General features: G+C 67.6%; 21 protein-coding genes. 6 read left to right on the top strand and 15 right to left on the bottom strand.

The window, feature by feature from the left end; genetic code table 11:
- Nucleotide 1: 1 nt before the first annotated feature.
- From H0X90_RS13895 to H0X90_RS13845, 11 genes are all read right to left on the bottom strand, one after another.
- Nucleotides 2-619, bottom strand: coding sequence for a sigma-E factor negative regulatory protein (locus H0X90_RS13895; protein ID WP_048986991.1), 618 nt, complete (start codon nt 617-619; stop codon nt 2-4).
- Nucleotides 620-705: 86 nt separating this feature from the next.
- A complete protein-coding gene (rpoE, locus tag H0X90_RS13890; RefSeq protein WP_006490873.1) occupies nt 706-1,305 on the bottom strand; it encodes an RNA polymerase sigma factor RpoE in 600 nt (199 codons plus the stop codon).
- A gap of 91 nt (nt 1,306-1,396) precedes the next feature.
- A complete protein-coding gene (locus H0X90_RS13885; RefSeq protein ID WP_077189686.1) occupies nt 1,397-1,861 on the bottom strand; it encodes a hypothetical protein in 465 nt (154 codons plus the stop codon).
- Nucleotides 1,862-1,872: 11 nt separating this feature from the next.
- Entirely contained in the window at nt 1,873-3,105 is a 1,233-nt protein-coding gene (fabF, locus tag H0X90_RS13880; RefSeq protein WP_006489692.1) for a beta-ketoacyl-ACP synthase II, read from the bottom strand.
- A gap of 164 nt (nt 3,106-3,269) precedes the next feature.
- The gene (gene acpP / locus H0X90_RS13875; protein ID WP_004197638.1) at nt 3,270-3,509 is read right to left on the bottom strand and encodes an acyl carrier protein; all 240 of its coding nucleotides are present in this window, start codon (nt 3,507-3,509) and stop codon (nt 3,270-3,272) included.
- Nucleotides 3,510-3,653: 144 nt separating this feature from the next.
- Entirely contained in the window at nt 3,654-4,403 is a 750-nt protein-coding gene (fabG, locus tag H0X90_RS13870) for a 3-oxoacyl-ACP reductase FabG (RefSeq protein ID WP_006489702.1), read from the bottom strand.
- 36 nt (nt 4,404-4,439) lie between these two features.
- Entirely contained in the window at nt 4,440-5,372 is a 933-nt protein-coding gene (gene fabD / locus H0X90_RS13865) for an ACP S-malonyltransferase (RefSeq protein ID WP_012492432.1), read from the bottom strand.
- An 84-nt stretch (nt 5,373-5,456) separates the two neighbouring features.
- Nucleotides 5,457-6,446, bottom strand: coding sequence for a beta-ketoacyl-ACP synthase III (locus H0X90_RS13860; protein ID WP_006489693.1), 990 nt, complete (start codon nt 6,444-6,446; stop codon nt 5,457-5,459).
- On the bottom strand, nt 6,447-7,553 hold the full coding sequence (plsX, locus tag H0X90_RS13855) for a phosphate acyltransferase PlsX (protein WP_006489700.1): 1,107 nt from the start codon (nt 7,551-7,553) through the stop codon (nt 6,447-6,449).
- Between the two features lie 129 nt (nt 7,554-7,682).
- On the bottom strand, nt 7,683-7,862 hold the full coding sequence (gene rpmF / locus H0X90_RS13850; RefSeq protein WP_006051932.1) for a 50S ribosomal protein L32: 180 nt from the start codon (nt 7,860-7,862) through the stop codon (nt 7,683-7,685).
- A gap of 98 nt (nt 7,863-7,960) precedes the next feature.
- Nucleotides 7,961-8,596, bottom strand: a complete 636-nt coding sequence (locus tag H0X90_RS13845) for a DUF177 domain-containing protein (protein WP_034200836.1) — start codon at nt 8,594-8,596, stop codon at nt 7,961-7,963.
- Between the two features lie 230 nt (nt 8,597-8,826).
- On the opposite strand from H0X90_RS13845, the gene H0X90_RS13840 reads away from it, so the two are divergent.
- Nucleotides 8,827-9,459 carry a Maf-like protein gene (locus H0X90_RS13840; protein WP_006489696.1) on the top strand — a complete coding sequence of 211 codons (633 nt, stop codon included), beginning with the start codon at nt 8,827-8,829 and terminating at the stop codon, nt 9,457-9,459.
- Nucleotides 9,456-10,178 (top strand): SAM-dependent methyltransferase, encoded by a 723-nt coding sequence (locus tag H0X90_RS13835; protein WP_077189684.1) that lies wholly within the window; start codon nt 9,456-9,458, stop codon nt 10,176-10,178. The genes H0X90_RS13840 and H0X90_RS13835 overlap by 4 nt, the downstream gene beginning before the upstream one ends.
- Nucleotides 10,179-10,267: 89 nt before the next feature.
- On the opposite strand, the gene H0X90_RS13830 is transcribed toward H0X90_RS13835, so the two are convergent.
- Genes H0X90_RS13830 through H0X90_RS13815 form a run of 4 tightly spaced genes read right to left on the bottom strand, consistent with a single transcriptional unit; the run spans nt 10,268 to nt 13,340 of the window.
- Nucleotides 10,268-11,260 carry a S49 family peptidase gene (locus tag H0X90_RS13830; RefSeq protein WP_048987065.1) on the bottom strand — a complete coding sequence of 331 codons (993 nt, stop codon included), beginning with the start codon at nt 11,258-11,260 and terminating at the stop codon, nt 10,268-10,270.
- Between the two features lie 12 nt (nt 11,261-11,272).
- Nucleotides 11,273-11,674, bottom strand: coding sequence for a Rieske 2Fe-2S domain-containing protein (locus H0X90_RS13825; RefSeq protein WP_006493745.1), 402 nt, complete (start codon nt 11,672-11,674; stop codon nt 11,273-11,275).
- Nucleotides 11,671-12,330 (bottom strand): HAD-IA family hydrolase, encoded by a 660-nt coding sequence (locus H0X90_RS13820; RefSeq protein WP_006493743.1) that lies wholly within the window; start codon nt 12,328-12,330, stop codon nt 11,671-11,673. Before H0X90_RS13820 ends, H0X90_RS13825 begins: the two co-directional genes overlap by 4 nt.
- A 5-nt stretch (nt 12,331-12,335) precedes the next feature.
- Nucleotides 12,336-13,340 (bottom strand): RluA family pseudouridine synthase, encoded by a 1,005-nt coding sequence (locus H0X90_RS13815; RefSeq protein ID WP_034200839.1) that lies wholly within the window; start codon nt 13,338-13,340, stop codon nt 12,336-12,338.
- A gap of 719 nt (nt 13,341-14,059) precedes the next feature.
- Here H0X90_RS13815 and H0X90_RS13810 point away from each other — a divergent pair.
- From H0X90_RS13810 to glp, 4 genes are all read left to right on the top strand, one after another.
- Nucleotides 14,060-17,215, top strand: a complete 3,156-nt coding sequence (locus H0X90_RS13810) for an Rne/Rng family ribonuclease (protein WP_077190874.1) — start codon at nt 14,060-14,062, stop codon at nt 17,213-17,215.
- A gap of 130 nt (nt 17,216-17,345) precedes the next feature.
- Nucleotides 17,346-18,458, top strand: coding sequence for a GTP 3',8-cyclase MoaA (gene moaA / locus H0X90_RS13805; protein WP_059721527.1), 1,113 nt, complete (start codon nt 17,346-17,348; stop codon nt 18,456-18,458).
- 22 nt (nt 18,459-18,480) lie between these two features.
- Nucleotides 18,481-19,098: a molybdenum cofactor guanylyltransferase MobA gene (mobA, locus tag H0X90_RS13800; RefSeq protein WP_059721528.1), complete on the top strand. Its 618-nt coding sequence runs from the start codon at nt 18,481-18,483 to the stop codon at nt 19,096-19,098.
- Between the two features lie 111 nt (nt 19,099-19,209).
- Nucleotides 19,210-20,508: a gephyrin-like molybdotransferase Glp gene (glp, locus tag H0X90_RS13795; protein ID WP_077190875.1), complete on the top strand. Its 1,299-nt coding sequence runs from the start codon at nt 19,210-19,212 to the stop codon at nt 20,506-20,508.
- Nucleotides 20,509-20,528: the final 20 nt, after the last annotated feature.

The raw sequence follows: 20,528 nt of genomic DNA, 5'->3' as shown, positions 1-20,528 counted from the left end.
TTTATTGGCCTGGCGTGGTGGTCACGGCAGCGCGGATCAGCGGCATCGAACCCGTGACGACGGGCTGCTGGGCGAATTGCTGGTGCGCTTCAAGGTATTGGTCGAGGCTGGCGTCGCGAATGATGTTGACGTCCTGCAGGCCGGGCTGGGCCGATGCCTGCGCAACCGTCACGCGCTGCAGGTTGCCGCCCTGCTGCGCGCCGACCGAGGCGACCTGGACGGCGCCCGGCGTACCGGCCGTCTGCATTTGCGGGACGACGACCCAGGTCAGCGTGGCCGCCGCGGCGGCCACCGCGAACGCGGGCACGACGCGCCGACGCAGCGACAGCAGCTTGCGCGCGGCCGGCGCGGCCGCCGGAGCCAGCAGGTGCGGCTCGCTTTCGAGCGCGGCCGACATGCGTGCGGTAAACGCGACGCTCAGCGCGGGCGGCAGCGCGAGCTCGTCCGAGCGCAGCGCATCGCCGATCAGGTGGTAATGGGCCCACGCAGCGCGATCCGCGCGGTCGAGCTCAGCCAGAAACTGCCCGTGATCCGGGCCATCGAACATTTCGCCGTCGACCAGCGCGGAAAGGCGCTCGCCGCGCGAGCACGCTTGCGATTGCGTATTGACCGACCCCATGATGCTCCCCATCTTGCACACCCCGTCGTGACTTCACGACTCTATCCGTAACTAGACCCCGACCCGCGTCGTTCCGCCCGTCGCGCTTACCAGCGCTTGCCTTCGGGCGTATCGAGCAGCGGACGCAATTTGGCAGCGATTGCCTCGCGCGCACGGAAGATCCGCGAGCGGACCGTCCCGATCGGACAGCCCATCATTTCCGCGATCTCTTCGTAGCTCAGGCCCTCGATCTCGCGCAGTGTGATTGCCTGGCGCAGTTCTTCGGGCAGCAGAGCCATCGCAGCGTTGACCGTCTCGGCAATCTGCTTGCTCATCAACATCGACTCAGGCGTGTTGATATCCCTTAGTTGGTCTGCGTCCGAGAAAGTTTCCGCTTCCTCCGCATCGGCCTCGGTCGAGGTCGGCGCCCGGCGGCCTTGCGTCGCAAGGTAGTTCTTCGCCGTGTTGACGGCAATTCGGTACAACCACGTATAGAACGCCGATTCGCCGCGGAATTGCGGCAGCGCACGATACGCCTTGATGAACGCGTCCTGGGCCACATCCTCGACCTCGGCGGGATCCCGCACGAGGCGCGAGATCAGCCGGATGATCTTGCGGTGGTATTTGGAGACCAGGAGTTCGAACGCCGCCTTGTCGCCCTTCTGTACGCGCTCGACCAGAGCCTGATCGATTTCTTTTTCACTCACCTGACAAATCCGTTAACTAGGGATGCAACGCGGAGCGTTATTGTAGCGTTCCGGCGCCGGCCGCTGGTTACGGTCGGTAACCGCGCCGCCGTCATGCCTGCCCCGCCGCCCCAGCCGTTCTCGCCAGCACCGATAGCGCGCTGAACGACGCGGCGTCGAGCGCGTCGGCCGGAATCAGCAGCGGCCGCGCGCGCCGGGCGCCCTGCCCGATCGACAGCACCAGCAGCAGGCTGCTCCAGTGCGCATGGCCGGTCACGCGACCGCGGGCCAGCAATCGCCCGGTGCGGCCAAACGCCGCAATCTCCCCGAACGCATCGATCCGCAGCTCGGCCGGCAGCCGGCGGGCGCTGGCCCGCGCCGCCCATACGGCCAGCAGTGCCGCCGTCGCGGCCGACACGCCGGCGCCGGCGACAGCGCCCGCGCGCGGCGCGCAGAACAGGTACGCCGACGCGGCAGCCGATGCGACGAACGCGGCCAGCACGAGATACGACACGGCCGAGGCCCGCAACGCAAAGCGCTGCGGACGCCCGGCCGGAGCATCGAATGGACTCGTCAAGCGATTCGACGTCAGACGCGCTTGAACACCAGCGTGCCGTTGGTCCCGCCGAAGCCGAAGTTGTTCTTCACGGCAACGTCGATCTTCATGTCACGCGCGGTGTTCGCGCAGTAATCGAGATCGCACTCGGGGTCCTGGTTGAAGATGTTGATGGTCGGCGGCGACACGTTGTTGTGCAGTGCCAGCACCGTGAACACCGATTCGAGGCCGCCCGCGCCACCCAGCAGGTGGCCCGTCATCGACTTCGTCGAGTTGACCACCATCTTGTACGCGTGCTCGCCGAAGGCCGCCTTCACCGCGTCGGACTCGTTCTTGTCGCCCAGCGGCGTCGACGTGCCATGCGCGTTCAGGTACTGCACCTCGTCGGCATTCAGGCCGGCGTCGCGCAGCGCCGCGACCATGCAGCGGCGCGGGCCGTCCATGTTCGGCGCGGTCATGTGGTACGCGTCACCCGTCATGCCGAAGCCCACGACTTCCGCGTAGATCTTCGCGCCGCGCGCCTTCGCCGCCTCGTACTCCTCGAGCACCATCACGCCCGAGCCCTCGCCCAGCACGAAGCCGTCGCGGTCCTTGTCCCACGGACGCGACGCGGTGGCCGGATCGTCGTTGCGGGTCGACAGCGCGCGCGCGGCGGCGAACCCGCCGATGCCGAGCGGCGACACCGTCGATTCGGCGCCGCCCGCGACCATCACGTCGGCGTCGCCGGCCTGGATCAGGCGCGCGGCGAGGCCGATGCTGTGCAGGCCGGTCGTGCAGGCCGTGACGGCCGCGAGGTTCGGGCCCTTCAGGCCGAACATGATGCTCAGGTGACCCGAGATCATGTTGATGATCGAGCCCGGCACGAAGAACGGCGAAATCCGGCGCGCGCCACGATCGACGTAGGTCTGGTGCGTGTCTTCGATCATCGGCAGGCCGCCGATGCCGGAACCGACCAGCACGCCGATGCGCTCCGCGTTGGCTTCGGTCACTTCCAGCCCGCTGTCCTTGATGGCCTGGACGCCGGCGGCGATGCCGTAATGGATGAACGTATCCATGTTCCGGGCTTCCTTCGCCGGGATGTACTCCTCGGCGCTGAAGCCCTTCACTTCGCCCGCGAAATGGCAGGCGAGGTTCGACGCATCGAACTTCGTGACGGTGGCGATACCGGACTTGCCGGCGACGAGATTGGCCCAGCCGTCGGCAACATTATTGCCAACAGGCGAAATCAGCCCCAGGCCTGTAACGACAACACGACGGCGGCTCACGGTAACCTCTTTTCCATTATTGGATGACAAAAACAAAAGCCACAGTGGCCACAGGAACCAGCCCTGCGAGCCCTGTGGCTGTTAGTCCGTCCGGCGCGAAGCCGGCAGGATGGCGCGTCAATCGCGAAGATCGCGGCGACGTGGCGGACAAGCGCGAAAGGCGCTTACGCCTTGACGTTTGCGCGAGCGTAGTCGATCGCTTGCTGAACGGTCGTGATCTTCTCTGCTTCTTCGTCCGGGATTTCCATGCCGAACTCGTCTTCGAGAGCCATCACCAGTTCGACCGTGTCGAGCGAGTCCGCGCCCAGGTCGTTCACGAACGAAGCTTCGTTCTTGATCTCGGCTTCCGCGACGCCCAGTTGTTCAGCGACGATCTTCTTGACACGTTGTTCGATGTTGTCCATTACCCCTCCGAGGGAAAGTTCAGATTTACAAGTGCGCGCATTTTATCAGGTTTGCTGACGCCAAAACGCGCGTTGGCTTGATGGTCGATCAAGCGCCGATCCGCCTGAAAAACGGGATACGGCGCGGATGGTAAACGAAAACCGTTACGACATGTACATGCCGCCGTTCACGTGCAGCGTCGTGCCGGTGATGTAACCGGCCTGCGGCGATGCGAGGAACGCGACGGCATGGGCGATGTCCTCCGGGCTGCCGAGGCGGCCGAGCGGAATCTGGGTCTTGAGCGCGGCCTGCTGTTCTTCCGGCAGCGTCTTCGTCATGTCGGTGTCGATGAAGCCCGGCGCCACGCAGTTCACCGTGATGCCGCGACTGCCGATTTCGCGCGCGAGCGCACGCGTCATGCCCGCGACGCCGGCCTTCGCGGCCGCGTAGTTGACCTGACCCGGATTGCCGGCCGAGCCGACCACCGACGTGATGTTGATGATACGGCCGCCGCGCGCCTTCATCATCGGGCGCAGCACCGCGCGCGACAGGCGGAACACCGACTTCAGATTGGTGTCGATCACCGCGTCCCAGTCCTCGTCCTTCATCCGCATCGCGAGCTGATCCTGCGTGATGCCTGCGTTGTTGACGAGCACGTTCAGCGCGCCGAATTCCTTCACGGTCGCATCGATCAGTGCCTCGGCGGCTGCCGCGTCGTTGACGTTCAGCACCGCGCCGCGGCCCGTGACGCCCGCTTCCGCGAACGCCGCGGTGATCGCGGTGGCGCCCGATTCGCTCGTCGCCGTGCCGATCACCGTCGCGCCCAGGCGCGCGAGTTCGAGCGCGATCGAACGGCCGATGCCGCGCGACGCGCCGGTCACGATCGCAACCTGTTTATCGAGAGTCTTGTCCATGAATCGAATGTCCGTTGCTTGGGAAAAGGCGCCGCGTCAGGCGGTCGCGAGCTTGAGCGCTTCGTCGAGCGAAGCCGGATCGAACACCGACGCACCCGTCAGGTTGCCATCGATGCGCTTCGTCAGGCCGGCCAGCACCTTGCCCGGACCGCATTCGATCACGTGCGTGACGCCCGTGCCGGCGATATGCCGCACGCACTCGACCCAGCGCACCGGGCCCGCGGCCTGGCGCACCAGCGCATCCTTGATCGCGGCCGGATCGCTGACCACGGCAACGTCGATGTTGTTGACGACCGGAATCTGCGGCGCCTTCACGTCGACGTTCGCGAGGTAGTCGCGCAGCTGGTCCGACGCCGGCTTGAGCAGCGACGAATGGAACGGCGCCGACACCGGCAGCGGCAGCGCGCGCTTCGCGCCCTTCGCCTTCGCGATCTCGCATGCCTTTTCGACCGCGGCCTTGCTGCCCGCGATCACGACCTGCGCCGGAGCATTGAAGTTCACCGCTTCGACGACGCCCGCCTCCGCGGCTTCCGCGCATACCGCGCGCACCGTGTCGTCGTCGAGGCCCAGGATCGCGGCCATGCCGCCCTGGCCGACCGGCACGGCCGTCTGCATCGCCTGTGCACGAAAGCGCACGAGCGGCACCGCATCCTTGAACGCAAGTGCGCCGGCCGCGACGAGCGCCGTGTATTCACCGAGGCTGTGGCCGGCGACGATCGACGGCGCCGGGCCGCCTGCCTGCTGCCACGCGCGGTAGCACGCATACGCCGCGGTCAGCATCACGGGCTGCGTGTTGGTGGTCAGGTTCAGCTCTTCGGCCGGGCCTTCGGCGATCAGCTTGCCGAGATCCTGATTGAGTGCATCGGATGCTTCCTGGAGCGTCTCGCGCACGACGGCCAGATCGGCGAATGCGTTGAGCATGCCGATCGCCTGCGAGCCCTGCCCCGGAAAAACGAATGCAAATTTCATATCGTCCCCAATTGAATCGATTCGGACGGCGCGCACGAACGGCGCGCCGATGGGATCCGCGCGCGGCTTGTCGCGCGCCGCGGATCAGAAGCGGAAGACCGACGCGCCCCAGGTGAAGCCGCCGCCGACGCCTTCGATCAGCACGTGCTGGCCACGCTGGATGCGACCGTCGCGCACCGCGGCGTCGAGCGCCAGCGGGATCGACGCGGCCGACGTATTGCCGTGCTGGTCGACCGTCACGACCATGCGCTCCTGCGGCAGGCCGAGCTTGCGGCAGGTGCTGGTCATGATGCGGATGTTGGCCTGGTGCGGAATCAGCCAGTCGATTTGCTCGGGCGCGAGATTCGCCTTCGCGAGCGCTTCGATCGCGACCTTTTCGAGCACGTTGACCGCGAGCTTGAACACGGCTTGTCCGTCCATGTGCAGGAACGCGCTGCCGTCGATCACGCCGCGGTTGACGTTGCCCGGCGTGCACAGGATGTTCGAGTAGCTGCCGTCCGCATGCAGCGCGCTGCCGAGCACACCTGGCTCTTCCGACGCGGACAGGATCACCGCGCCGGCACCGTCGCCGAACAGCACGCAGGTCGTGCGGTCCTTGAAGTCGAGAATGCGCGAGAACGTCTCCGCGCCGACCACGAGCGCCGTACGATGCTGGCCGCTGCGGATGAAGCTGTCGGCCGTCGCCATCGCGTACGCGAAGCCCGAACACACGGCCTGTACGTCGAATGCCGCGCCGCCGTTCTTGATGCCGAGCTTGTTCTGCAGCAGGCACGCGGTGCTCGGGAACACGAAATCGGGGGTCGAAGTCGCGACGATGATCAGGTCGATCGACTGCGGATCGACACCGGCCGCTTCGATCGCACGACGCGACGCCTCGAGCGCGAGATCGCTCGTCGTGACGTCCGGTGCGGCGAAATGGCGCGCATGGATGCCCGTGCGCGCCACGATCCATTCATCGCTCGTCTCGATGCCTTCCTTCGCAAGACGATCGGTCAACTGCTGGTTCGTGACGCGGTCGGGCGGCAGGTAGCTGCCCGTGCCGAGCACGCGGGAATAGAGAGTCGATTGGGCCATTTATGCTTTAGAGGATTGCGCAGCGGAAGGTTCGGCGTGATGGCCTGCGGCCGGGCTTGCATGGCCCGCGCCGCCCGCGTCGTGTTCGCCGTCGCCGAGCGACACTGAATTATCCGCCATCGCGCGCGCGAGGCGCTCCAGCACCCCGTTTTTGACGGCATCATACCCGCGTTTGATCGCCCACTCAAACGCGTAGGCGTCGGCCGAACCGTGACTCTTGATCACGAGGCTCTTCAGCCCCAGCAGCGCCGCGCCGTTGTACTGGCGGTGGTCGACGCGCTTCTTGAAACGCATCAGCACAGGCAGCGCGAGCAGCGCCATCAGCTTCGACATCAGCGAGCGGCCGAACTCCTCGCGGATGATGTCCGACAGCATCTGCGCGAGCCCCTCGGACGTCTTCAGCGCGACGTTGCCGACGAAGCCGTCGCACACGATCACGTCGACGGTGCCCTTGTAGATGTCGTTGCCTTCCACGTTGCCGCGGAAATTGAGCGTGCTGGCGCGCAGCAGCTCGCCTGCGCGCTTGATCGTCTCGTTGCCCTTGATGACCTCTTCGCCGATGTTCAGCAGGCCGATCGTCGGGCGCTCCTTGCCTTCGAGCGCGGCCACGAGCGCGTGCCCCATCTCCGCGAACTGCAGCAGGTGCTGCGGTTCGCAGTCGACGTTCGCGCCGAGGTCCAGCATCATCGTGTAGCCGGTCGGGTTCGGCAGCGCGAACGCGATCGCGGGCCGCTCGATGCCGGGCAGCGTCTTGAGTACGTAACGGGAAACGGCCATCAGCGCGCCGGTATTGCCGGCGGAGATGCAGGCCTGCGCCGCGCCGTCCTTGACGTGGTTGAGCGCGACGCGCATCGAAGAATCCTTCTTCTTGCGCAGCGCCACTTCGACAGGATCGTCCATCGCCACGACTTCGGTGGCGGGCACGATGGTCAACGCGGGATCGTCGAGGGCTTTCAGCTTCTTCAGCTGAGCGCGAATCGCGCTTTCGATGCCGACGAGCATCAGGTGCGCATCGGGATGCGCGCGGACGAACTTGACTGCCGCGGGAACGGTCACGGACGGGCCGTGGTCGCCTCCCATGCAATCGATTGTGAGCTTTACGGTCATGGAATGCGACGAATTTCAGGCACAAAAAAGCGGCAGTTGAATGCCGCCTTTTTGTTGAGCCAGGAAAGTGTCAAGCGAACCAGTTGTCACGCGAACGGCGAGCGTAGCGCGCAACGCGTGACTTGACGCTTAGTCGTTCTTCGTCTTGACGACTTTCTTGCCGCGATAGTAGCCGTTCGGGCTGACGTGGTGACGCAGGTGCACTTCACCCGTGCTCGGCTCGACTGCCAGCGGCGCTGCCGTCAGGAAATCGTGCGAACGATGCATGCCGCGCTTCGACGGCGACTTCTTGTTTTGCTGGACTGCCATGACTAACTCCTAAATAATTTTCCGGATTCTAACACAGCCCGATCCGGCGCTTAACTACCCTGGCCCAAAGCCCTTACGCCTTCCCGCGCCACAACTGCTTAGTGTTTCTTGGTGCCGTCACCGTCCTTCTTCAACGCTTCCAGCGCTGCGAACGGATTCGGCCGTTTGCCTTCGTCCCCGGCTTCGTCGGACGCCTCGTCCGTCTCTTCCGCGGGACCGCTCGCGCCCGACACGAGGCTTTCGTGAACTGCCGGGCAAACCTCGTGCTTGGGCACGAGCGGCAACGAAAGCAGCAATTCCTCTTCGATCAAGTCGACGAGATCGAACTGGCGTGAGCCCACGATCACATCGGCTTCATCGTCGTCGAGCGGAAATTCTTCAGCTTCTTCTTCGGTCGCGACGATCCGGTACGTCATGTCGACGTCGAACGTCTGGTCGTACGGCGTCATGCAGCGCTGGCACGTGAGCCACGCATGGCCGTGCACCGCGAGGCGCAGATACGGCTGCTGCCCGTCGGTGCCGTCGTCCTGCAACTCCTTTTGCGTGAACCCTTCCGCCTGCCACGTGAAGACCGTGTCGCGATCTGGCGCGTCCGTCGGCACTTCGTTTAACATGCGCGGCAGTTGCGAGAGGTGCACCGCGCCGGCTGCCTGCCGCCCGCTGCGGGCAAACTCGAACAGGTCGACCGCGTGCGGATCGAGCGCCGCCGCAGGTTTGCCAGAAGAAGTGTTCATGTGCGCTCCTGCCTACAGGCTGACTTGCGGGATCCGGCTTGGCACCGCTCGCGTACGGCTCATCGAAGGATGACGTACTTTACTTCCGAAGACCCGGCAGGCGCCACCACACGAAAGCCTGCCGACGAAAAGCGGGAAAGCATACCTGTTTTACCTTTTGCGGTCAATCACTTAAGCTTGCGTCCGCGCAACGCCGCGCCACACCTGACGACTCACCGATCCAACCGACCATGCCGGATACCGTTTGCCGCCCGCCGCGGCTGATTCTTGCTTCCAGTTCCCGTTACCGCCGAGCGCTCCTCGAGCGCCTCGGCGTGCCGTTCGACGTCGTGTCGCCCGACCTCGACGAAACCCCGCTCGCCGGCGAAACGCCGGCCGCGACCGCGCTGCGCCTCGCCGCCGCGAAAGCACGCGCGGTGGCCGCGACGATCGACGCGCCGGACGGCGTGCTCGTGATCGGGTCGGATCAGGTCGCGACCTTCGACGGCCACCAGATCGGCAAGCCCGGTACGCACGAGCGCGCGCTCGCGCAACTCGTGTCGATGCAGGGCCGCGAAGTCGAATTCCACAGCGCGCTCTGCCTGTACGACAGCCGTACGGACGAAGCGCAGGTCGAGGACATCGTCACGCACGTGCGCTTTCGCTCGCTGCCCGAGGCCGAACTCGACGCCTACCTGCACGCGGAAACGCCGTACGACGTGGCCGGCAGCGCGAAATCCGAAGGGCTCGGCATCGCCCTGCTCGACGCGATCGACTCGGACGACCCCACCGCACTCGTCGGCCTGCCGCTGATCGCCCTCACGCGGATGCTGCGCGCCGCCGGCTACCCGTTGTTTGCAACCACTCGTGGAGACCGCGCATGACCGCCGGCACGCTTTATCTCGTTCCGAACACGCTCGGCGAAGGCGACGAATCGATGCTCGCCGCCGTGCTGCCCGCCGCCGTGCAGGCGCGCGCCGGCACGCTCGGCTATTACATCGGCGAGAACGCGAAAACGACCCGCGCGTTTCTGAAGAAGATCGGTACGACGCGGCCGATCCAGGAAATCGAGATCAGCGAGCTGAACGTCAATACGCCGGCCGGCGCGATCGACCGGCTGCTCGCACCGGTGCTGGCCGGCGCGGATGCCGGCCTCGTGTCGGAGGCCGGCTGCCCGGCCGTCGCCGATCCCGGCGCGTTGCTGGTGCGCCGCGCGCACGAGCGCGGCGTGAAGGTCGTGCCGCTCGTCGGACCGAGTTCGATCCTGCTCGCGCTGATGGCGTCGGGCCTGAACGGCCAGAGCTTCGCGTTCAACGGCTATCTGCCGGTCGATGCGGCCGCGCGCGCGAAACGCCTGCGCGAACTCGAGCAACTGTCGCGCAAGGCGCGCCAGACGCAGATCTTCATCGAAACGCCGTACCGGAATCACGCGATGCTCGACACGCTGGTGGCCACCTGCGCGCCGTCGACGCAGATCTGCGTCGCGGCCGATCTGACCCTCGCGACCGAGACGATCGCGAGCCGCACGGCGGCGGACTGGAAAAAGGCGCTGGCGCCGAATCTGCACAAGCGCCCCGCGATCTTCCTGCTGCTCGCGAACTGATTGATGCCGCGACCGGCGATCCACTGATGAATGAAAGGCGGGCCATCGCGGCCCGCCGATCGCCGCCGTCAGCCGTCAGCCGTCAGCCGTCAGCGCAGGCTGACTGACGCGCCGCCAGCCGTCAGCGCCTTCATCGCAGCGCCGCCGACGGCCGCGCCGAACTTGCGCGCGACACGGTTCGTCAGGCTTTCCTTCACCGTATAGTCGACCAGATCCGGCGCCTTCAGCACGTCGCGCGCGACCGTGTCGGTGGTGCCGTAGCCGTCGGCGAGCCCGAGCTCGACGCTCTTCTCGCCGGTCCAGAACAGGCCGGAGAACATGTCCGGCGTCTCGTGCAGCCGCTTGCCGCGGCCATCCTTCACGGCCTTGATGAACTGCGCATGCACCTGGTCGAGCAGCTCCTGCGCGTGCGCGTCCATCTTCGGCGTTTCCGGCGAGAACGGATCGTAGAAGCCCTTGTTTTCGCCCGACGTATGCAGGCGCCGCTCGACCCCGAGCTTGCCCATCAGCCCGGTGAAGCCGAACCCGTCCATCAGCACGCCGATCGAGCCGACGATGCTCGCCTTGTCGACGAAGATCTTGTCGGCCGCGGACGCGATGTAATAGCCGCCCGATGCGCACATGTCGGTCACTACGACGTACAGCGGCTTGTCCGGATACTTCTTGCGCAGCCGCCGGATCTCGTCGTAGACCATGCCGGCCTGCACCGGGCTGCCGCCCGGGCTGTTGATCCGCAGCACGACGCCGACCGTGCCGTCGTCGTCGAACGCAGCGTCGAGCGCGGTGTTGATGTCGTCGGCGTTCGCGTTGACGCCTGCCGCGATCTCGCCGTCGATCGTCACGAGCGCCGTATGCCGCCCGCTCGACGAGAACTTCGAATCGCTCGAGAAATCGATCAGCGCGAACGCGAGCAGCACGAACACGCCGAGAAACGCGAAGCGGAAGAAGATCTTCCAGCGCCGTGCGGCGCGCTGCTCCTTGACGGCCGCGAGCGCGATCCGCTCGAGCGCTGCGCGCTCCCAGGCCGGTTCACGGCTGTCGGGACGGGAGGAGGAATCCGGGGAATTCGGTTGGTCGGCCATGCAGTGGTGTCGTCAGTCGGTCGTGGCGGGCGTGGCGGGATGCAGGTCCGCATCGGGCACCCAGAATACCGCACGGCCGTCGGGCGTGTCGCGCTCGTCGACCTCGACCGGCCGCAAGCGGCCGCCGCGGCACGGGCCACCGACGCACTTGCCGGTATCCGGCGCGTAGATCGCGCCGTGCGTCGCGCACATCAGATAGAGGCCCGACGACTCGAAGAATTGCCCTTCGGCCCAGTCGAGCTCCATCGGCACATGCGCGCAGCGGTTCAGGTAGCCGTAGGCGCGGCCGTCGTAGCGCACGAAGAACACGACGGCCTGCTCGCCGCGCAGCGTCGCGTCGACGCGCACCCCGGCGCCCCCGTCGGTCAACGCGTCCGACGCGCACACGCGCACGGCGTCCGGCGCCGCGCTCATGCGTGCTCCCGCAGCCATGCGGCCAGCGCACCGACGTCCGGCGCGACGAAGCGCGGCGTGAGCGCCGCCAGCGCATCGGCCGTGTGCGCGCCATACGCGACGCCGACGCCGGCCGCGCCGGCGCTGGCCGCCATCTGCAGGTCGTGCGTCGTATCGCCGATCATCACGGTGCGCGACAGGTCCTGCCCCAATTCCCGCGACAACTCGTGCAGCATCGCCGGATGCGGTTTCGAGAACGTTTCGTCCGCGCAGCGCGTCGCGTCGAACCAGCTCGTCAGTTTCGACTGGTCGAGCACGCGATTCAGCCCGACCCGACCCTTGCCGGTCGCGACGGCGAGCAGATAGCCCGTATCGCGCAGTTCGGCGAGCAGCTCGCGCACACCGGCGAACAGCTCGATGCGCTGGTCGTCGAGCAGGTAGTGGTAGCGGTAGCGCTCGGCCAGCCGTGCGTAGTCGGACGGATCGAGGGTCGGCGCCGTGATCTGCAGCGCGTCCCGCAGGCCGAGGCCGATCACGTAGCGGGAAGCTTCGTCGGACGGCGTGGGCAAGCCGAGATCGCGGCATGCCGCCTGGATGCTGTGCGCGATGTGCGCAGTCGAATCCATCAGCGTGCCGTCCCAGTCGAAGACGATCAGGTCAAATTGCTGTCGGGCCATGCGGTTCAGGCGGTATCGCGCAATGCGCTGAGTTGATCGAGGAAGCGCCGGCACTCGGCCGGCAGCGGCGCATCGAACTGCAGCGCCTCGCCGGTCAGCGGATGAGCGAGTTTGAGGCGGTGCGCATGCAGGAACATCCGTTTCAGCGACGGCTGCGCGTTCGCGCGCGCCAGCGCCTTGTTCAATGCGAAATCGCCATACTTGGCGTCGCCGGCGATCGGCAGGCCGAGATGCGCGAGGTGCACCCGGATCTGATGGGTCCGACCCGTTTTGAGTTCCGCTTCGACGAGCACGTAGTCCGGCCAGCGGTCGACGAGATTGAACACCGTATGCGACGCGAGCCCGTCCTCCTGCACCCGTACGCGGCGCTCCCCTTCCGGGGTCGAATACTTGAACAGCGGCGCCTTCACCGCGCGGCGCCGGCCCCAGTCGGGCTGCCATTCGCCGTGCGCGCACGCGAAGTAGCGCTTGTCCATCCGGTTCTCGCGGATCTGCTCGTGCAGGCCGACGAGCGCCGTGCGTTTCTTCGCGAGCATCAGGATCCCGGACGTCTCGCGGTCGAGCCGGTGCACCAGCTCGAGAAATTTCGCGCGCGGACGCGCCTGGCGCATCTGCTCGATCACGCCGAACGCGACGCCGCTGCCGCCGTGGACCGCGACCCCGGCCGGCTTGTCGATGACGAGCATCGCGTCGTCCTCGTACAGCACGTCGAAATGCGCGGGCGGCACGACGGGCGTGTCGGCGCGCGCGAGGTCGGCCGCCGCCACGCGCACCGGCGGCACGCGGACGAGGTCGCCGAGCTCCAGGCGGTACTGCGCGTCGATCCGGCCCTTGTTCACGCGCACTTCGCCGCTGCGGAGGATCCGGTAAATATGGCTTTTCGGCACGCCTTTACAGACGCGCAACAGGAAGTTGTCGATGCGCTGACCGGCCGAGTTTTCGTCGATCTCGATCATCGATACCTGGCCGCTTGCGACCGAATTCTGGGATATTTTGCCTAACTCATTCATACTGAATATAATTTTGCCCAGCCTGACGTTGTGGGTGGCCTGACCGGCCGGCCCCGGCTGAATCGGGCAAGGCGCAAGCGCAAACTGCTATTTTACTTGCGCCGGGGGTCCGCTGCTCGCCCCTAATCAAAGAGAAGCAGCAAGTTGCACGCACGGCGCCGCCCGTCGGCAAGGATCGCGCCCACAGGCGGATTCGGTCGGCAAGGCGCCGCGGTAACGGAAAGTTGGTTGAAAAGAATTTGATCGGCAGCCGACGGCGCGCAGTGCGTCCGCAGGCTGCCGGTTGCGAAAATTACGGCGTTGCGCCCGATTTGGCCCCGCGAAGCGTGCGGGGCTTGGCGACGTCAAACCAGGGAAGTACACCCCAAGCGGGAAAGTCGGGCTGGATTCGATACTCCCCGCTGCGGCCCAAGCCGCAGCATCTGCCGCCCGTCGGCGCGCGCGACGCATTGCGCGCGCCCGTGGCAATGCCCGGACAGGCTTAGCGCGCTTTTGCAGCGTGCGGTGTGTGAACGCCGTGCTTTGAAGCCGTATTCGCAGGTGCCCTATGGCCGCCGGCCCCGTCTTTCGGGCCCAAGCGCCTCTTCAGGCAATTCTCCCCGCCAGCATTCCCGCTCCAGCGTGCTCGTGACAACACAACAAGGTGCGGCCTGTCGTCGTTCCCGCCCTCGCGCCTGACAACCGCGAGGCGCCGGCAGCGGAGCCGCCTGGAGTCGTTCATGAAACGCATGCTGTTCAATGCGACGCAGCAGGAGGAGCTGCGCGTCGCCATCGTCGATGGGCAAAAGCTCATCGACATCGACATCGAAACCGCCGGGCGCGAACAGCGCAAAGGCAATATCTACAAAGGTGTCATCACCCGTATCGAGCCGTCGCTCGAAGCGTGCTTCGTCAACTACGGCGAAGACCGCCACGGCTTCCTGCCGTTCAAGGAAGTCGCCCGCCAGTACTTCAAGGAAGGCATCGACATGCGCTCCGCGCGCATTCAGGATGCGCTGCGCGAAGGCCAGGAGCTGATCGTCCAGGTCGAGAAGGAAGAGCGTGGCAACAAGGGCGCCGCCCTCACCACCTTCATCTCGCTCGCCGGCCGCTATCTCGTGCTGATGCCGAACAACCCGCGCGGCGGCGGCGTATCGCGCCGGATCGAAGGCGACGAGCGCCAGGAACTGCGCGAAACGATGGCGCAGCTGCAGATTCCGGACGGCATGAGCATGATCGCCCGTACCGCGGGCATCGGCCGCAGCGCCGAGGAACTGCAGTGGGACCTGAACTACCTGCTGCAACTGTGGCGCGCGATCGAGGCTGCCTCGCAAAGCGGCAACGCCGGCCAGCCGATGCTGATCTATCTGGAATCGAGCCTCGTGATCCGCGCGATCCGGGACTATTTCCAGCCGGATATCGGCGAAATCCTGATCGATACGAACGAAATCCATGATCAGGCCCGTGCCTTCATGGACATCGTGATGCCGGACAACGTCGCGAAGGTGAAGCGCTATCACGACGACGTGCCGCTGTTCTCCCGCTTCCAGATCGAGCACCAGATCGAAACCGCGTACTCGCGCACGGTCCCGCTGCCGTCGGGCGGCGCGATCGTGATCGACCACACCGAAGCGCTCGTCGCGATCGACGTGAACTCCGCACGCGCGACCAAGGGCGCGGACATCGAGGAAACGGCCACCCGCACGAACCTCGAAGCGGCCGACGAAGTCGCCCGCCAGCTGCGCCTGCGCGACCTCGGCGGCCTGATCGTGATCGATTTCATCGACATGGAATCGGCGAAGAGCCAGCGTGAAGTCGAGCAGCGCCTGAAGGACGCGCTCAAGCACGACCGTGCGCGCGTGCAGATGGGCAAGATCTCGCGCTTCGGCCTGATGGAACTGTCGCGCCAGCGCCTGCGCCCGGCGCTGTCGGAAGGCAGCCACGTGACGTGCCCGCGCTGCAACGGCACCGGCCACATCCGCGATACCGAATCGTCCGCGCTGCAGGTCCTGCGGATCATTCAGGAAGAAGCGATGAAGGAAAACACCGCGGCGATCCACTGCCAGGTGCCGGTCGAGGTGACCGCCTTCCTGCTGAACGAAAAGCGTCAGGAAATCAACAAGATCGAGTCGCGCTTCAAGGTCGGCATCGTGCTGATCCCGAACAAGCACCTCGATACGCCGCACTACAAGCTCGAGCGCCTGCGTCACGACGATGCGCGCCTCGACGATCCGCGCGCATCCTGGAAGATGGCCGAGGAAGCGGCCCGCGAGCTCGAATCGGAAACCGGCTACAGCAAGCGGGCGGCCGAAGTGAAGCCGAAGCAGGAAGCCGCGGTCAAGGGCATCACGCCCGAGCGTCCGGCACCGAGCCCGGCTCCGCAGCGTCCGGTCGAGCCCGTTGCCGCCCCCGCCCCGGCGCCCGTCGCCGCGGCAAGCGGCGGCTTCATCGGCTGGCTGAAGGGCCTGTTCGGCGTGTCGCCGGCACCGGCGCCCGCACCGGTCGCGCCGGCACCGGCGAAGGAGCAGGCAGCCCGTCCGGCGCGCGAGCGCACGGAAAAGACCGAGCAGCGCGGCGGCGATCGCAATCGCAACCGTCGCGGCGGCGCCCAGCAGGCGCAAGGCGGCCGCGACCCGGCAGCCGCAGGCCGTGGCCAGCCGCAACGCCAGGAACGCGAAGGCAAGGAAGGCCGTGAGCCGCGCGAGGGTCGTGAGCTGCGTGAAGGTCGCGAGGGCCGCGAAAACCGCGAGGGTCGTGAAAACCGTGAGGGTCGCGAGGGCCGTGGCCCGCGGGAAGGTCGCGAGCCGCGTGAAGGCCGTGAGCCGCGCGAACCGCGCGAAAACCGCGAACCGCGCGAGCGTGCCGAACAGCCGGAAGGCGTCGAAGCAGCCGGCCGTGGCGAGCGTCAGGAACGCGGCGAGCGTCGCGAGCGCGGCGAACGCCGCAAGCCGACCCAGCATGCAGCCACGCTCGAAACCGTCACCCGCGGTGAAAACCATCCGGAACCGGAAACCGACAAGGTGGCGGCAGAAGCCCTGCCCGGCGCGGAACTGGCAGCCGATGCGGAAGCCGGCGCACGTGACGGCGAAGAACGCCGCCGTCGCCGTCGCGGCCGCCGCGGCGGTCGTCGCGAGCGCGAGGAAGACGGCGCAGTCGAGCAGGCCGAACAAGGCGCCGAAGGCGAAGTCGCCGCGCAAGCGGTGACGCCGGCCGCCCCGGTCGCTGCCGAACCGGCTCACACGGCTGCGCCGGCAGTCGTCGCGGCCGTGGCAAGCGCGGTCGCCGTGGAAGCCGTCGCCGAGCAGCATGCCGCACCGGCCGCTGTCGAAGCGCAGCCGGCACCGGCCCCCGCCGAAGTGGCTCCGGCCGCCCCGGTCGAGCCCGTCGCCGTCCAGGCAGCCGAACCGGCACCGGTCGCACCGGCCGTCGCGGAAGCAGGCCCGACGCCGGTCGCGGTGTCGCCGACCGATGCGTTCGAAGTGCCGGCCGCCGCTCCGGTCGCTGCCGAGGCGCCGCAAGCCGCACCGGTCGAGCAAGCCGCACCGGCTGCCGTGGCGATCGAGACCGCTCCGGTGGTGGTCGAAGCCGCGCCGACGGTGGCCGAGGCACCGGTCGCAGCCGCGCCGGTCGAGGCCGTCGCCGCACCGGCACCGGCACCGACACCGGCACCGGCTCCCGCCCCCGCACAACCGGCAGCCGCGCCCACTTCGGCGAGCCTGGACGTCGTGCTGGAGCAGGCCGGTCTCGTCTGGGTGAACACGGACGCCGACAAGTTCGCGGCCGCGCAGGAAGCCGCATCGCGACTCCCGCGCCCGGCCCGCGTGCCGCGCGAACGCAAGGTGCTGCCGCCGGCCGATACGGCGCCGATGCAGCAGGTCGAAACGACGCACCACTAACGGCGCATCGCCCGACCAGGAAAAGCCCGCCTCCGGCGGGCTTTTTCATGTCCGCGCTGCGGGTTTCCGCCCACCGGACCCACCGGCCGGTTGCGGCTAAAATAGAGGCCTGATTCGCACTTCTTCCAACATGTCCCGACGCATCATTCCTCTCGCCGACGTCAGCGGGATGCCGGACGTCTCCGGCGTCGCGCATGCCCCCGACGGCACGCTGGCCGACACGTTCGCCAGGCCGCTGCGCGACCTGCGCATTTCGGTGACGGACCGCTGCAATTTCCGTTGCGTGTACTGCATGCCGCGCGCGGTCTTCGACAAGGACTACCCGTTCCTGCCGCACAGCGCGCTGCTCACGCACGAGGAAATCGAGCGCGTGGCGCGACTCTTCGTCGCACACGGCGTCGAGAAGATCCGTATCACGGGCGGCGAACCGTTGCTGCGCAAGAACCTCGAATTCCTGATCGAGCGCCTCGCGCGCCTGACGACGCATGCCGGCCGCCCGCTCGACCTGACGCTGACGACCAACGGCTCGCTGCTCGCACGCAAGGCGCGCGCGCTGAAGGACGCCGGGCTCACGCGCGTCACGGTCAGCCTCGATGCGCTCGACGACACGCTGTTCAAGCGCATGAACGATGCGGAGTTCGCGAGCGCCGACGTGCTCGACGGCATCTTCGCCGCGCAGGCCGCGGGCCTCGCGCCGGTCAAGGTCAACATGGTCGTGAAGCGCGGCACCAACGACAGCGAGATCCTGCCGATGGCCGAGCGGTTCCGCGGCACCGGCGTGATCCTGCGTTTCATCGAATACATGGACGTCGGCACGTCGAACGGCTGGAACATGACCGAGGTGCTGCCGTCGGCGGACGTCGTCGCGCGCATCGCCGAACATTTCCCGCTGGTGCCGCTCGAGCCGCACACGGCGGCCGAAACCGCGCAGCGCTGGGGCTATGCGGACGGCAGCGGCGAGATCGGCGTGATCTCGAGCGTCACGCAGGCCTTCTGCGGCGATTGCACGCGTGCGCGGCTGTCGACCGAAGGCAAGCTGTACCTGTGCCTGTTCGCGTCGGCCGGCCACGACCTCCGTGCGCTCGTGCGGGGCGGCGCAAGCGATGCCGAGATCACGACTGCGATCGCGCGCATCTGGCAGGCGCGCACCGATCGCTATTCGCAGCTGCGCGGCAGCGCCTCGGCCGACGCCACGCCCGACGGCGCCGGCAAGCGCGTCGAAATGTCGTATATCGGCGGCTGACGCCTCTTTCCGCCTTCACACGATGCCCGCTCCCGCTTCTCCGTCGATCGCCGGCCTGCTGCTCGCAGGCGGGCGCGCGACCCGCATGGACGGCGTCGACAAGGGCCTGCAACTGCTCGACGGTACGCCGCTCGCGCTGCACGTGCTGCGCCGGCTGTCGCCGCAGGTCGACGAAACGCTGATCAGCGCGAACCGCCATGCCGATCGCTATGCCGAGCTCGGTGCGCCGTTCGACGCGCGCATCGTCGCCGACGAAACGCCCGACTTCCCCGGGCCGCTCGCGGGCCTGCTCGCCGGCATGCGCGCGGCGCGCGCGCCGCTGGTCGCGTGCTCGCCGTGCGATACACCGTATCTGCCCGCCGACCTCGTCGCGCAACTGCATGCGGCGCTCGACGCGCAGCAGGCCGACATCGCGATGGCGGTCACCGTCGACGCGCAGCAGCTGCGCTCGCCGCAGCCGACCTTCGCGCTGCTGCGCACATCGCTGGCCGACGATCTGGCCGCGCGCCTCGCGGCCGGCGACCGCAAGGTGCGTGCGTGGTACGCACGCCACAAGACGGTCGAAGTCGAGTTTCGCGACGAGCGTGCGTTTTACAATGCCAACTCCTGGCAGGAACTCGCCGCGCTGGCCCGCCGCTGACGGCCCCGTGCCGTTCCCGCCCGGCGCCCGCCACACGCGAAACCCGCGCCCAGGCACCCTCCTCGCGCCACCGGCCACGAACCCGATACGCCTTGCGGCGCAGTCCGACTGATGATCACGCAATCCTCGCCCGCTTCCCGAACCGCACCCGACCCCGATGTCCCGCTGTCGCTCGCCGACGCGCAGGCGCTCGCGTGCCGCTTCGCGGTGCCCGTCGACGCGTGCGACACGGTGACGCTGCGCGATGCGCTCGACCGCGTGCTCGCGATCAACGTGAGCGCGCCGTTCGACATTCCCGCGTACGACAATTCGGCCATGGACGGCTATGCGTTCGACGGCGGCAGCGCGGCACTCGCGTCGCCGCAGGGCGAGGTCGCGATGCCGGTCGCCGGCACCGCATTCGCCGGCCATCCGTTCGACGGCGCCGTGGCAGCCGGTACATGCGTGCGGATCATGACCGGCGCGCCGATGCCGGCCGGATGCGACACCGTGATCCCGCAGGAACGCGTGCGCGTCGAGGGCGACACGATCCGCTTCGCCACGCGCGACGTTGCGCGCGGCGCGAACTGCCGCAAGGCCGGCGAGGATCTCGCGCGCGGTGCCTGTGCGCTCGCCGCGGGCCGCGTCCTGCGGCCGTCCGATCTCGGTCTGCTCGCGTCGTTCGGCGTCACCGACGTCATGGTGCGCCGGCGCGTGCGCGTCGCCGTGTTCTCGACCGGCGACGAGCTGCGCGAGCCCGGCGAACCGCTCGGCCGCGGCGCGCTGTACGACAGCAATCGCGGGATGCTGATCGCGATGCTCGAACGCCTGCACGTGGATGCGATCGATCTCGGCATCGTCCGCGACGACCCGGCCGCGCTCGATGCCGCATTGCGCGACGCCCTCGCCGCGCAGGCCGATGCGGTCATCACGTCGGGCGGCGTGTCGGTCGGCGAAGCCGACTTCACGCGCGACGTGATGGCGCGGCTCGGCGACGTGACGTTCGCGAGCCTTGCGCTGCGGCCCGGCCGGCCGCTCGCGTGCGGCACGCTCGCACGCGCGGCCGACGGCGCCGGCCACGCGCTGTTCTTCGGGCTGCCCGGCAATCCGGTCGCGTCCGCCGTGACGTTCTACGCCATCGTGCGCCCCGCGCTGCTGACGCTGGCCGGCGCGCAGACGCCGCCACCGGCGATGTACACGGCGCGCAGTACGCAGCCGTTGAAGACGCGCCCCGGTCGCACCGAATACCTGCGCGGCATCGCGACGCGCGCCGCCGACGGCCAATGGCACGTCGCACCGGCCGGATCGCAAAGCTCCGCGTCGCTGAGCGGCCTCGCAGACGCCAACTGTTTCATCGTCCTGGGCCACGATACTGCGGCAGTCGACGCGGGCGCCCCGGTCGACATCCTGCCGCTCGACGGCCTGATCTGAATTCCACTATCGGTATATCT

Origin of the sequence: Burkholderia sp. 9775_39 (assembly GCF_015712225.1) — a bacterium.
Classification (GTDB): Bacteria; Pseudomonadota; Gammaproteobacteria; order Burkholderiales; family Burkholderiaceae; genus Burkholderia; species Burkholderia cenocepacia.
The sequence above is the reverse complement of the archived record's forward strand: the minus strand, read 5'-3'. Positions and strand labels throughout refer to the sequence as shown.

Bases quoted from the DNA above. Each gene is read 5' to 3' on its own strand.
- H0X90_RS13895 (WP_048986991.1), bottom strand. From the start codon at position 619: ATGGGGTCGGTCAATACGCAATCGCAAGCGTGCTCGCGCGGCGAGCGC.
- acpP (WP_004197638.1), bottom strand. From the start codon at position 3,509: ATGGACAACATCGAACAACGTGTCAAGAAGATCGTCGCTGAACAACTG.
- fabG (WP_006489702.1), bottom strand. From the start codon at position 4,403: ATGGACAAGACTCTCGATAAACAGGTTGCGATCGTGACCGGCGCGTCG.
- fabD (WP_012492432.1), bottom strand. From the start codon at position 5,372: ATGAAATTTGCATTCGTTTTTCCGGGGCAGGGCTCGCAGGCGATCGGC.
- H0X90_RS13860 (WP_006489693.1), bottom strand. From the start codon at position 6,446: ATGGCCCAATCGACTCTCTATTCCCGCGTGCTCGGCACGGGCAGCTAC.
- plsX (WP_006489700.1), bottom strand. From the start codon at position 7,553: ATGACCGTAAAGCTCACAATCGATTGCATGGGAGGCGACCACGGCCCG.
- rpmF (WP_006051932.1), bottom strand. From the start codon at position 7,862: ATGGCAGTCCAGCAAAACAAGAAGTCGCCGTCGAAGCGCGGCATGCAT.
- H0X90_RS13845 (WP_034200836.1), bottom strand. From the start codon at position 8,596: ATGAACACTTCTTCTGGCAAACCTGCGGCGGCGCTCGATCCGCACGCG.
- H0X90_RS13840 (WP_006489696.1), top strand. From the start codon at position 8,827: ATGCCGGATACCGTTTGCCGCCCGCCGCGGCTGATTCTTGCTTCCAGT.
- H0X90_RS13835 (WP_077189684.1), top strand. From the start codon at position 9,456: ATGACCGCCGGCACGCTTTATCTCGTTCCGAACACGCTCGGCGAAGGC.
- H0X90_RS13830 (WP_048987065.1), bottom strand. From the start codon at position 11,260: ATGGCCGACCAACCGAATTCCCCGGATTCCTCCTCCCGTCCCGACAGC.
- H0X90_RS13825 (WP_006493745.1), bottom strand. From the start codon at position 11,674: ATGAGCGCGGCGCCGGACGCCGTGCGCGTGTGCGCGTCGGACGCGTTG.
- H0X90_RS13820 (WP_006493743.1), bottom strand. From the start codon at position 12,330: ATGGCCCGACAGCAATTTGACCTGATCGTCTTCGACTGGGACGGCACG.
- H0X90_RS13815 (WP_034200839.1), bottom strand. From the start codon at position 13,340: ATGAATGAGTTAGGCAAAATATCCCAGAATTCGGTCGCAAGCGGCCAG.
- H0X90_RS13810 (WP_077190874.1), top strand. From the start codon at position 14,060: ATGAAACGCATGCTGTTCAATGCGACGCAGCAGGAGGAGCTGCGCGTC.
- moaA (WP_059721527.1), top strand. From the start codon at position 17,346: ATGTCCCGACGCATCATTCCTCTCGCCGACGTCAGCGGGATGCCGGAC.
- mobA (WP_059721528.1), top strand. From the start codon at position 18,481: ATGCCCGCTCCCGCTTCTCCGTCGATCGCCGGCCTGCTGCTCGCAGGC.
- glp (WP_077190875.1), top strand. From the start codon at position 19,210: ATGATCACGCAATCCTCGCCCGCTTCCCGAACCGCACCCGACCCCGAT.